The organism is bacterium, assembly GCA_040755795.1.
Lineage (GTDB): Bacteria > UBA9089 > CG2-30-40-21 > CG2-30-40-21 > SBAY01 > JBFLXS01.
The window spans coordinates 1-12,090 of sequence record JBFLXS010000089.1 but is presented as its reverse complement, the minus strand read 5'-3'; the positions used below and the strand labels follow the sequence as shown (position 1 = coordinate 12,090).

The 12,090-nt window shown below is 40.5% G+C and carries 12 protein-coding genes and 1 pseudogene; all 13 read left to right on the top strand.

All coding sequences use genetic code 11. The annotated features are described in order from the left end of the window. Positions 1–369 precede the first annotated feature (369 nt). The 13 genes and pseudogenes from AB1414_07905 to AB1414_07845 all read left to right on the top strand — a co-directional run bounded on the left by AB1414_07905 (position 370) and on the right by AB1414_07845 (position 11,655). Positions 370–771 (top strand): GxxExxY protein, encoded by a 402-nt coding sequence (locus tag AB1414_07905; GenBank protein ID MEW6607362.1) that lies wholly within the window; start codon positions 370–372, stop codon positions 769–771. Positions 772–899: 128 nt separating this feature from the next. Further along, positions 900–1,001 (top strand): annotated as a pseudogene (locus AB1414_07900) (GxxExxY protein). A gap of 106 nt (positions 1,002–1,107) precedes the next feature. Continuing rightward, complete coding sequence (gene dapF / locus AB1414_07895; protein ID MEW6607361.1) at positions 1,108–1,953, top strand: diaminopimelate epimerase; 846 nt, start codon at positions 1,108–1,110, stop codon at positions 1,951–1,953. A gap of 485 nt (positions 1,954–2,438) precedes the next feature. Continuing rightward, a complete protein-coding gene (locus AB1414_07890; protein MEW6607360.1) occupies positions 2,439–2,852 on the top strand; it encodes a GxxExxY protein in 414 nt (137 codons plus the stop codon). Between the two features lie 341 nt (positions 2,853–3,193). Continuing rightward, a complete protein-coding gene (locus tag AB1414_07885) occupies positions 3,194–3,337 on the top strand; it encodes a hypothetical protein (protein ID MEW6607359.1) in 144 nt (47 codons plus the stop codon). A 281-nt stretch (positions 3,338–3,618) separates the two neighbouring features. Then, positions 3,619–3,903: a BrnT family toxin gene (locus AB1414_07880; GenBank protein ID MEW6607358.1), complete on the top strand. Its 285-nt coding sequence runs from the start codon at positions 3,619–3,621 to the stop codon at positions 3,901–3,903. Beyond that, positions 3,890–4,213, top strand: a complete 324-nt coding sequence (locus AB1414_07875) for a CopG family antitoxin (protein ID MEW6607357.1) — start codon at positions 3,890–3,892, stop codon at positions 4,211–4,213. The genes AB1414_07880 and AB1414_07875 overlap by 14 nt, the downstream gene beginning before the upstream one ends. 266 nt (positions 4,214–4,479) lie before the next feature. Next, positions 4,480–5,061, top strand: coding sequence for a hypothetical protein (locus AB1414_07870; GenBank protein MEW6607356.1), 582 nt, complete (start codon positions 4,480–4,482; stop codon positions 5,059–5,061). A 427-nt stretch (positions 5,062–5,488) separates the two neighbouring features. Then, positions 5,489–6,604, top strand: coding sequence for a hypothetical protein (locus AB1414_07865; protein MEW6607355.1), 1,116 nt, complete (start codon positions 5,489–5,491; stop codon positions 6,602–6,604). Next, positions 6,601–7,035 (top strand): PIN domain protein, encoded by a 435-nt coding sequence (locus AB1414_07860; protein ID MEW6607354.1) that lies wholly within the window; start codon positions 6,601–6,603, stop codon positions 7,033–7,035. The genes AB1414_07865 and AB1414_07860 overlap by 4 nt, the downstream gene beginning before the upstream one ends. After that, positions 7,032–7,250: a hypothetical protein gene (locus AB1414_07855; protein MEW6607353.1), complete on the top strand. Its 219-nt coding sequence runs from the start codon at positions 7,032–7,034 to the stop codon at positions 7,248–7,250. Before AB1414_07860 ends, AB1414_07855 begins: the two co-directional genes overlap by 4 nt. Positions 7,251–7,501: 251 nt before the next feature. After that, positions 7,502–8,431 carry a DUF4268 domain-containing protein gene (locus AB1414_07850; GenBank protein MEW6607352.1) on the top strand — a complete coding sequence of 310 codons (930 nt, stop codon included), beginning with the start codon at positions 7,502–7,504 and terminating at the stop codon, positions 8,429–8,431. 128 nt (positions 8,432–8,559) lie between these two features. Beyond that, positions 8,560–11,655, top strand: a complete 3,096-nt coding sequence (locus AB1414_07845; protein ID MEW6607351.1) for a restriction endonuclease — start codon at positions 8,560–8,562, stop codon at positions 11,653–11,655. Positions 11,656–12,090: the final 435 nt, after the last annotated feature.

Genomic DNA, 12,090 nt, shown 5'->3' with positions numbered 1-12,090 from the left:
ATTATAAATAAAAATTTGCACCAGCATTGCATTCACTCCAAGTCCTTAATTCTCAAGAGGTTGTGTAATATTCACCCCCGTTATACCGCTGAAAAGATATGTCAACAGCCTGTTGAATTGTGAATTGGTATTCTGAAATAAGATACTTTAGCCAGCAAGGAGAAAAGAAAAAAAGACGGCGGAGTGCATCTTTTTCTAACCAATCGCTGCACCTGACTGCGAGGGGCTGTGGCGTGATTGAGATAGTTCTGTAATTCCCCAAAGTTTTATCTTGCTTATGAAAGTTTAGTGGTAATTCCCCCCTCGCAGCAGGTGAGCTCTATCGTTAGAATTATAAAATAATCACACAAAGACACGAAGAACACAGAGATGAATGAAAATAAAATTGGAGAAATCATAGTTGATACAGCGATTGAGTTACATAAGGAACTTGGACCAGGATTGCTTGAAACTGTTTATGAAGTTATACTTGCCCATAAGCTTGAGAAACGTGGTTTGTCAGTCAACAGACAAGTACCCATTCCGATAGAATATCAGGGGATAAAATTTGACGAAGGCTTCCGAACAGATATTCTCGTTGAGAACAAAGTAATAATTGAGTTAAAATCTGTTGAATCCGTAAACAAAGCACATAAGAAGCAGGTTTTGACTTATTTGAGATTAAGTGGATGTAAGCTCGGATATCTGCTAAATTTTGGAGAAGCTCTGATGAAAGATGGAATATCAAGAATAGTCAATGGAGAATATAGAATAAATCTTTGTGTGCTTTGAGGCTTTGTGTGAGAAAATAAAAAAAGGATTCTAACCAATCGCTGAAGCTGACGGCGGGCAAGCCCGCCGCAGCTTAGCTCCGTCGTTAGACTAAAAGAGATTAAACCACGAAGGACACGAAGTAAAATTTGATGAAATATCTAATGAAGTTAGCAAATATTAAAGTTGGTCTGTTGATAAATTTCAATGTAGAAAGATTGAAAGAAGGAATAAAACGATTTGTTCTATAAAATCTTCGTGACCTTCGTGCTCTTCGTGGTAAAAAACAGTCTAACAAATCGCTGCACCTGACCCTCGCTTCGCTCGGGCAGGTGAGCTCAATCGTTAGAAGGAAAAATGAAATACACAAAATATCATGCTCTTGGTAACGACTACATCATAATCCATCCTGCAGATCTCAAAAATGAGATTAGTCAGGATGTGATCCGTTTGATATGTCACCGAAACTATGGCGTTGGTTCTGATGGCATATTGCTTGGCCCTTTGGACAGTCAATCGTGTGACTTCGGTCTGAAGATTTACAATCCTGACGGAAGCGAAGCAGAGAAAAGCGGAAATGGTCTGAGAATCTTTGCAAGATACCTTTGGGATAAGGGTCTCGTTAACAGCATGCCTTTCACTGTTGAGACGCTCGGTGGGGTTGTATCATGTGAAGTCAGTGCTAACGGCAAGAGCGTGAAGGTGGAAATGGGTGGTGTAAGTTTCAATAGCGCAGATATCCCTGTTGTTGGGACTTCACGAGAAGTGTTAAACGAAGAAATCGAAATAGATGGCAATGTTTTGAAATTCTGCGCTGCAACAGTCGGCAACCCTCACTGTGTTGTACTTACGGAGCATCCGACGTCAGAAGTGGCCCATCGCTATGGCCCGTTAATTGAAACAGATTCTCGATTTCCGAATCGCACGAATGTTCAGTTCATGAAGGTCATAGATCGTCATAACATCCAGATTGAAATATGGGAGCGAGGAGCAGGATACACATTGGCTTCTGGTAGCAGTAGCACTGCGGCAGCGGCTGTAGCTCATAGACTTGGACTATGCGATGCCGATATTACAGTTCACATGCCCGGCGGACAAATTAAAATTCAGCTTGACGATAATTTTTCAGCTACAATGAGAGGTCCAGCAACTAAAATTTGTGAAGGAAACATTGCAGATGAAATGTTTGAAAAATCCTTCTAACCAATCGCTGCACCTGACCGCCAACAGTCTGTAGTTTTTTCAAGCTTCTGTGCCCTATCAAAAGTTAGTGGTTTTTCAAAGGTTTATGTGCTATACTGTTGGCGGCAGGTGAGCTCAATCGTTAGAAACGCAAGGGCGAGAAAAAGAAATAATAAAAAAAGGCATACTACGGATGCTGGTAGAATTGGAGCTTCCTCTTAAAATCTTGCTTTTCTGTCATGAGCAACAAAGGAAGCTAAGAAAATTTTAATAGTAGAGAGCTCACTTTAACCAGCAAAAGAAAAGAAAAAAAAGACGGCGGAGTGCAACTTTTTCTAACAATTCGCTGCACCTGACTGCGGGGACTAAGGCGTGATTTTGAAAATTTTATGGTTTAACAGAGTTCTATCTTGCTTACAAAGGTTTGTGGTCATTCTCCCCGCTGCAGGTGATCTCAGTCGTTAGCCTGGAGAGAAAAAACTACGAAACACGCAAAAGGCGCGAAAATGGGAAAAGAGCAGATAGTTTTTAAGGAAGAGATCTACAGAATTATCGGTGCATGTTTTGAGGTGTACAAGGAGAAAGGTAATGGATTCCTGGAGGCAGTGTATCAAGAATGTCTGGTAATTGAGCTCGTCAAGCAGGAAATCCCATTCCAGGAGAAACCCAGACTTCGACTTGAATACAAAGGACGGACGCTCAAGCATGAGTACGAACCGGACTTCCTGTGTTACGACAAGATTATCCTTGAGATCAAAGCAGTAAAAGAATTGACTGACGAGCACCGTGCTCAGGTGATAAACTACCTAAAATCGACTGGAAAGCAACTCGGACTGCTGGTAAACTTCGGCCACTATCCGAAACTCGAGTATGAAAGATTTGTCAATCAGACTCTTTCGTGTGTTTCGCGTATTTCGTAGTTTAAGAAATTAAGGACTAATCTAATGTTAGACTAATAAAAATAATCACACAGAGACGCAAAGTCACAAAGAAATTGAATAAAACAATAAACCTTTGTGTTCTCTGTGGCTTTGTGTGAGAAAATAAAAAGGAGATATTTTACGGTCAAACCGTGAATGTGGAATGCACAATAATTCGGTGAGGCAGAGGAAAAGGAAAAGACAGCGAATCAGAACTTTTGCCTAACCCTGCGTTGCAGTTGACGGCGGGGGACTGTGCTGTAATTGAAAGTTTTATAGTATCTCAATAGGTAATCGTGCTTACAAAGTTTGGTAGCAATCCTCCCCGCCGCACCTGAACTTTGTCGTTAGACAGGCCGGGCAGACAAGAAGGAGAAGGAGGAGTTATTCCTATTGGAAGTTTTGGTGAGAATATTTGCTCCTTTGGTGGACTATACCATGCCTGCGAGATTGATGCTTTCCTGAAAGAGTTGCTTATCCATTAGAAGCAACAGGGGGGAGGCTAAGAGGGCTTACTGAAAGGTGATAGTTAGGTAAGATAGAGGAAGCAAGAAGAAAGAGGCGGCGAAGTGCAGCTTTTTCTAACCCTTCGCTGCACCTGACTGCGGGGGGCTGTGCCGTAATTAGAGTTTTGTGGTATCTCAAGCTTTTATCTTGTTTACAAAGTTTGGTGGTAATCCTCCCCGCAGCAGGTGAGTTCTATCGTTAGCCTACCTGTGAATAATAGATATAACATGCTGAATGAAAAGAGGATATAAAAAAACGGATGAAGATAGAAAGTATTATTTGGCTCAGAAACATTGTTGATAAACTGGCAGTTAAACACAATGTTACTCCCAATGAAGTTGAAGAGGTGTTAAATAATAAACCAAAATTCCGTTTTGTTGAAAAAGGTGAGCGAAAAGGCGAAGATGTTTATCTGGCTTTGGGACAAACTAATAGTGGAAGATACCTATCCGTACTCTTTATCTACAAAAAGACGAGAGAAACACTCATCTTGAGTGCCAGAAATATGAAAAAGAAAGAGAGGAAACAATATGGTAAAAAATAAATTAAAAACTCTACCACCTTCAAGATCTATAGATGAACTTATTGACTTCTTTGATATTCATGACATGGGGAATTATTGGGAACAAATGCCAGAAGCCCATTTTGATGTAAATATCAAAAGGAGAAAGCATTTGGTTGCTCTTGAAGAAGATATTGTGGCTAATCTTACTGAAATAGCAAAAACAAAGAAAGTTTCATCTGAGTCGTTAATCAATGCCTGGTTGAGAGAAAAGATACGCAACGCTACCAGGATGTTGGAACATGACTTAATTCAGAGAAGGAGTGAGGAAAGAGTTAGAGTTAGACCGTAAGAATTTATGGAAATAAGATAGGTTAGGGGGAGATAGTAGGGTCAAACCGTGAATGAGGAATGCACAATAATTCGGTGAGGCAGAGGAAAAGGAAAAGACAGCGAATCAAAGCTTTTGTCTAACCCTGCGTTGCAGTTGACGGCGGGGGACTGTGCCGTGGTCAGAGTTTTGTGGTCTCTCAAAGTTTTATCTTGCTATCAAACTTTTGTGGTAATTCTCCCCGCCGCACCTGAACTTTGTCGTTAGACGACGAGGAAGCATGACTGATGGAAGACTCAAACGCCATAGAGGTTGAATGGACTGGCCCCTATGCATGGCCAACGTTCGAGGGTGAATCCGGGTTACCACCGATTCCAAGCCATTCTGGTCTCTACCTGTGGGCTTCTGAATACCAAACTGGCTACATCATCTATGCGGCGGGAATCACCCGGCGGTCTATCCCTACTCGACTCCGAGAGCACACCGCGAAGTATCTGACGGGGGGCTACACGATTCTGAATATGGCTGCCATGACTCGCGGTGTACGCAAAGAGATATGGCATGGATGGGGTTGGACACCTGAGAAACGCAAGGACTACGAGGATCGCAAGGGTGATCTGGTGGCTGCCGCTCGCCGTCAACTCGCTGCATTCCGGGTCTTTGTGGCCAATGTTGGGACGGCACCTCGGCTTCTTGAACGACTTGAGGCGGCAATCATGAATGCCCTGTATGGGGCACCGCCGCCCTATTGTGAGATACCGGACAGGGGCATGATGCTTGCTCCACGATGGGAGTCGGAAGAGTCTATTACTGCCCGGTTTCGAGGCGAAGTAAAGCTCTTTGGACTGCCACCTGAGCTTGAAATCTGACGTCGAACAAGGCACTGCACCGGACGGCAATTCCACTACGCTCCATTGCCGCCGGTGAGATTGATCGTTAGACAAAAATAGTCCAGAAAACTCAGATCTTCCCCGACTTTGCATAACGGACATCTATCCCCAAAGCCATTTCTTTCGATTTATCGACGGATCTCCAGAATGGCTTTGGGGATAGATGTGCACTTTCCTGTGAAGTCGGGGAAGTTCTGCAGAAAACTTTTTTTGATTGACATGCAGATTTTTATGCTGTATAATAGAAGTGATATAAAATAGGGGATGATTCGATATAACAAAAGAGTTAATAGGGAGATAAGAGAGAAGGATATTTGGACTATTTGTGTTCTAATAATTCGCTGCAGCCGGCCGCTAAAGGCGATGGCTGAGATTTGTCGTTCAACATGAGAGATAGAGGGGAAACATGCGTCTATTTGGGGTAGACAAAGCCGGCGAGTTCGCCGAGTACATGAAAACTGAATTCGGTAACGAGCATCAGGAAGCGGTTCTTGAAGACTGGCTTGAGAATAATCCTGATGGGATTGTGCAGGATAGTAAGTTACTCATCATTGGCCGACAGGTGCAGACGAGTTGGGGCGGAACTATTGATCTCCTTGCGATCGATAGGTACGGTGACCTGGTTATCCTTGAACTGAAACGAGGACGGACTCCCCGAGAGACGATTGCTCAGTCACTCGAATATACGGCCTATGCCGCGCAACTGGACTATCCACAGATAGAAAGCCTTGCCCGGCAGTATCAGGACGACGACGGTTTGAGTCTGGCTGAAGCCCATCGCAACTACTTCGCACTGGGCTCAGAAGAAGGCGTCTCCTTCAACAAGAACCAGCGCATCGTCATCGTTGGCGAAACTATCACGCCGGAAATCAGGGAAACTGCCGGTTTCCTTAACGACAAGGGACTTCGCGTCACATGTCTGGAGTTCTCCTTTTTTCGTACAGAGGACGACAAACGCCTGCTGTCAAGCGATATTGTCGTTGTCGATCATTTTCGGACTGACAAACCGGTGACCGCAGAGGCGCGTGCCAAAATCACGAGGGAGCAATTCATCCAGTCGCTTGACGCTCACGGCGTGTCAGTCTTTTCGAGGATTCTCTCACTGGCAGATGAGCGGGGACTTCCTATTCACTGGGGTTCTCGCGGGTTCTCCGTCAACGTGAACCCCAAGGGCGTTCATTTCAAGTTCTGCTACGGGTATCCCCCTCAGTCAGTGTACGGACAGTCTTTCCTTACAAGAATATCTGACAAAACGTTCTTCTCCCGTGTCAACTCCGGTGAAGCCGTCTCACAAGAACTGGCGGTCAAAGCGAAGGAAACGGGTCTCTTGTCGCCTGCAGGAAAGGAGTTCAAGTTCACGATCTCACGTCCACTCAGCGATAAAGAGATAGACTCCCTGCTATCATGGATTCGGATGGCGGCGGACAGAATTGAGGAGGTGGGATTGCGGAGCGATTTGGAAGAGGAGGAAAATGAGTCGAACCAGGCATCCGGGGTTACGGCTCGTAGACCCGCAGAATGAAGATATATCTTGATAACTGTTGTTTTAATCGACCATTTGACGACCAATCACAGTTACGAATTAAACTTGAAACAGAAGCAAAATTAAGAATTCAAGAAGAAATTCGAGCAGGAAAATTCCAACTATGTTGGTCATATATTTTAGACTACGAGAACAATAAGAATCCTTTTGCAGAGAGAAAAAGGCAAATTAGTAGATGGAAAAGATATGCTGTAAGCGATGTTTCAGAGAATAGTGCAATATTAAAAAAAGCTAATTTGCTGAATCGTAAAGGTTTTCAAAAAATTGATTCATTACATATAGCCTGTGCAGTTTATCAACGCTGCAAATATTTCTTAACAGCTGATGATAAGATATTAAAGAAGGCTGATGTAGATAAAGAGATAAAGATTATTGATATATTTAGTTTTATCAAGGAGGTATCTTTATGACAACAGATACAGAAATAAAATTAAAAGGATTTCAGATACTAACTGAGTTTCTTGGAGATATTGAGGTAGAACGTTTTATTGCATTAATTCAACGAGAGTCGTTTGATTATACAAAGTGGCGGGATGGGTTAGATGAGAATCTATCTATAGAAGAAATCAGTAATAGAGCAATGGAATTAAGGGAAAAAACTGCCAAAAGCAGTCGTTCCTTTTGACGCCACAAAGGATATTAGTTAGGGTCAAACCGTGAATGTGGAATGCACAATAATTCGGTGAGGCAGAGGAAAAGGAAAAGATAGCGAATCAAAGCTTTTGTCTAACCCTGCGTTGCAGTTGACGGCGGGGAACTGTGCCGTGGTCAGAGTTTTGTAATCTCTCAAAGTTTTATCTTGCTATCAAACTTTTGTGGCAATCCTCCCCGCCGCACCTGAACTTTATCGTTATCATAATAGAAAGGTAAACAAACATGACACTATCAAGACTAAAAAAAATTGATTTACGTGAACAGTGGAGCCGTGAACCTACGGATTTTACAAATTGGCTTGCAGAGGATGAAAATCTACAACTTTTAGGTGATGAGATTGGTATCGACATTTCATTGATTCAGACAGAAGCAAGTGTTGGCAAATTCAATGTTGACATTTTTGCAGAGGAAGAAAATACTGGAAAGAAAATCGTTATTGAGAATCAGCTTGAAAGCACCGACCACGATCATTTAGGGAAACTTATTACATACGCTTCAGGGTTTGATGCAGAAATTGTTATTTGGATTGTGAAAGATGTAAGAGATGAGCATAAGCAAGCTATTGATTGGTTAAACGAACATACTGATGACAAAATAAACCTATTTGCAATAAAAATGGAACTTTGGCAAATAGATAATTCTCCCTTCGCTCCCAAATTTCAAATTGTTTCTAAACCTAATGACTGGGCAAAAGCTATTAAAAAATCAACAAGTCAATCAGGTCTTTCTGATACAAAACTGATGCAACTTGAGTTTTGGACTCGATTCAAAGAATATGCTCAGAATAATAATAGTTCCCTTCGGCTCAGAAAGGCATATCCGCAACACTGGTATGATATCAGTATTGGTAACTCAAAAGCCCATCTTGCTTTGATTGTGGATACCCAGAATAATCAATTAAGGTGTGAGCTTTACATTCCAGATTCCAAAGAGCTTTTTCATGCATTATGCAATTATAAAGATGATATTTCTAGAGAAATTGATAGTAGCCTCGAATGGATGGAACTAGTAGGGAAAAAAGCAAGCAGAATTAAAACGACTTTTGATATTGATGTAATTAACAATGATAATTGGGAACAGAGCTTTGCTTGGTTGATGAATCAGTCTCATAAGTTTCAGTCTGTTTTTGGCAAATATTTAAAGAAAATATGATAACAAATCGCTGAAGCTGACGGCGGGCAAGCCCGCCGCAGCTTAGCTCAATCGTTAGATATACCAATATCAATAGCGAATATGAGCCTTGATTGAAGCCTATCGTTTTAATAGTGGGAAAATTTGTTATGTCAACTACAGCTAAAGGAACAAAGTTTGAAAATAAAGTTGCAGAGTTATTTCGACTAATGGGCTATAAAGTCCAAAGAGATCTCTTTATTGAAAATCGCCAGATTGATATTTTGGCAGAAAAAACAGACGGTCTAATTACTACAAAGATGATTGTTGAGTGCAAGGATGAGAATAAAAATATAGGCATCAAAAAGGTTCAGGATTTCTATAATATTGTAAAAGTAGCTAATGTCAATAGAGGAATTTTTATCTCATCAAAAGGATTTGTAAGATATGCCAAATCATTTGCAGAAAATAAAGTAGATATTGACTTATTTACTTATGATGAGTTTGCGAACAATCTTATAAATTTTGATGATTATATTGATTGGATTATTGAAGATTTTGAAAATGATGAGTTGAGTAGGTATTATATCGACCTGGATGCTGAAAAGAGAGGAGAGGAAAGAACAGGGACAAAAGCAGAGATACTCTCACCTGTTGATGAGTATATCGACAATTGGCTAAAAAAAGAAACTTTGGGAAACCGAATTGCCATCTTAGGTGAGTATGGTTCAGGCAAGACCTCTTTTTCTCGGCATTATGCATACAAATTAGCTAAAAGATACAAAGAGAGTAAAAAGGATAAGATACGGATACCTATTTTATTCAATCTTGGAAAATTTACTAAGAATGTTGACTTTGAAGACCTTATTGTAGGTTATCTTGATAGAAATTGTGGCGTCTCTAATCCTAAGTTTAATATCTTTAAAAAGATGAATGATGAAGGGCTATTTTTGTTGATATTTGATGGATTTGATGAGATGGCTATCCATGTAGACTTTGATACCATCACAGGAAATCTCAAGGAGATACAAAAACTGACTGAATCCACCAAAAGTAAAGTGCTTCTCACCAGCCGACCTGAATATTTTATCTCTGCAAAAGAAGAAGATGAAATCTTTGCACCGACCAGCTTACTGGACAAAGAACGAAGATTTGATAGGCTTAAGCTTATCCCCTTAAATGAATCACAGATTAAGTCTTTTCTTAAAAGACGAATACCTCTTATCAAAGAGGCAGAAGAAGATTGGATATATTACCTTGAAAAGATTGGAGAGATTCACGATCTATCAGACTTATCTAAGCGACCTGTGATGTTGGATATGATTACAAAAACCCTTCCTCAGTTAATTAAGGAAAAAAAGACAATCAATTCTGCTAATCTGTATCAGATGTATCTTAAAGGAGAGATAAAACGACAGGCAATAGATAAAAAACGCAAACTTCTTATCAATCGTGAGCATCGCTTTGTCTTAATGCAGACTCTTGCCATGCACTTTTACAAAGAGAATCTTACTGGAGTACCTGTTACAGAAGTCAAGGAACTAATAAAAGATAAGTTTACTCCTAAACAACTTGAGGAGTTAGAGGCACATCTGCGTGATTTCCTTACCTCCTCCTTCTTAATCCGAGAGAGGGATAATTACAGATTCTCACACCGTTCCTTTGTTGAGTATCTGACCGCTAAAGGACTCTATGATGAGATTCAGAAAGATAAACCATATCTCTTTAAAATTAATCCCCTCACTAAGGAGATTCGTGAGTTTATCTTAGAATTAGAGGCAGAGAGTGAGGTTCTTAGGTATAGGATATGGAGATGGATAAAAAATATAAAACATAAATCCTTTGATGCTGTCCAATATCTTGGCAGTAATGCAATTACCCTTTTAAATTTGCTTGGTGAAGAACTTAAAGGTAAGGATTTCTCTAATACTATATTACATAATGCCTATCTTCACTCTGCTGACTTAACGGGCACAAATTTCAAGGAAGCTGTCTTAAAAAATGCAAACCTAAACAATACAATCCTTAAAGAGGCAGATTTTTCCTATGCAGATTTGGAAGGGGTACATCTTGAGGAGATGGGTGAAGTAGAGTGTGTAGCCTTCAGTAAAGATGGTAAATACCTTGCCAGCGCAAGCAAAAATAATACCGTAAAGGTATGGGAAGTAGCAAAATTAAAAGAGATTACTACTCTTAAAGGACATACTGGTTATGTTTTTAGTGTAGCCTTCAGCCCAGATGGTAGATACCTTGCCAGTGCAAGTCGGGATAAAACCATAAAGGTATGGGATGTGGCAAAATTAAAGGAGATTACTATTCTTAAAGGACATACTGAATCTGTTTTTAGTATAACCTTCAGCCCAGATGGTAGATACCTTGCCAGTGCAAGTAAGGATAATACCGTAAAGGTATGGGATGTAGCAAAATTAAAGGAGATTACTACTCTTAAAGGACATACTAATGTTGTTATAAATGTAGCCTTCAGTCAGGATAGCAGATACCTTGCCAGTGCAAGTCGGGATAAAACCATAAAGGTATGGGATATAGTAAAATTAAAGGAGATTACTACTCTTAAAGGACATACTGGTTCTGTTTATAGTGTAGCCTTCAGTCAGGATGGTAGATACCTTGCCAGCGGAAGTGAGGATAATACTGTAAAGGTATGGGATGCAGCAAAATTAAAGGAGATTACTACTCTTAAAGGACATATTAATCTTGTTTGGAGTGTAGCCTTCAGCCCTAATGGAAAATATCTTGCCAGCGCAAGTTGGGATAATACCGTAAAAGTATGGGATGTAGCAAAATTAAAAGAGATTACTACTCTTAAAGGACATACTGATTCTGTTAGAGGTGTAGTCTTCGGTCCGTATAGCAGATACCTTGCCAGCGCAAGTTTGGATAAAACCATCTACCTCTGGGCTATTGACCCGAAAAGCAAAGAATTTGCCAAATGCCTCCACATCCTAAAACAGCAAATCAACTGTGAGGGAATGAATATCTTTCAAGCCAGAGGTCTTTCAGATACTCAGAAAAAGTTCCTGCTTGAACGAGGAGCAATAGATAAGATGATTGTTCCTAAGCTGAGGTGTGATACTCAAACTTTGATTTCTCTTTTAAGTAAAACAGAATTACCATGGGAAGACTTATCGCTCTTAAAGAAAGATCAGTATGAAGAATATTACAATTTGCTAAGACAATTTGCAAAGACAGCAGAATCTGAAAAGGTTCGCAAGAACGCAATGACAGTATTAAAGCGCCAATTCTAAAAAAATGAGGAGCACTTATCATGAAAGAGGGGTCAATCGGGGTCACCTCAAAAGAATTAACTATCAAAGAGAAGTGTCATATTGTGGGGGCAAACCTTTATTTTTTTATTTTAGAGAGCTTGCTAAAATGAGATAGTTTAGCCAGCAAGAAGAAAAGAAAAAAAGACGGCGAAGTCAAGCTTTTTTCTAACAAAATCGCTGCAGCTGACGGCGGGGGCTGTGGTGTGATTCTGAAAATTTTATGGTTTAACAAAGTTTTATCTTGCTTACAAAGTTTAGTGCTAATTCCCCCGCCGAAGCTGAGCTCAATCGTTAGGCTACTGAATTATTGAGGATATTATGAAAACAAGTATAGATTATCTTCCTGAGTATAAACGAGAGGAACTGGAGAATATCGTTGGAATCATTCGGGCAGCAGCAAAGGTAGAAATGATT